Origin of the sequence: Morganella sp. Je.2.23 (assembly GCF_051129855.1) — a bacterium.
Classification (GTDB): Bacteria; Pseudomonadota; Gammaproteobacteria; order Enterobacterales; family Enterobacteriaceae; genus Morganella; species Morganella sibonii.
Genome location: NZ_JBCPSQ010000040.1, coordinates 1 through 350, shown reverse-complemented (window position 1 = coordinate 350; position 350 = coordinate 1). Strand labels below are relative to the sequence as shown.

General features: G+C 50.0%; 1 pseudogene. It reads left to right on the top strand.

The window, feature by feature from the left end:
* A pseudogene (locus AAZR23_RS20765) lies at positions 1 to 350 on the top strand (hypothetical protein); the annotation flags it as partial.

Here is a 350-nt window from a genome sequence, read left to right as displayed (position 1 = left end):
GGCTGAAAAAGGGTTCCGGGAGATATCACAGACATTTTACGCAACAAATTTACCGGAATGGCCGTGGACAACCGCGACGCCGGTGACGGAAAAGGATATTCCGGCCATAAAAGCATTTTATGAGTCACTGCAGAATGATTTTAAGCGTCAGGACTTACCGGAGATTTACCGGAAAACCAAAGGGATATGGGAGTCTCTGGCAGCCGAGCAGGGCAGCACACCACAGCGGATGTGGGAATCAATGGACTACAAAGGCTATTTTGCCCGTGGCTACAAAGCCGCCCCTGTAGACTGGGCGGGATTTGAATTAAATACCTACATGGGCGGGAGGATTTTCCGGTTTGAAAAGG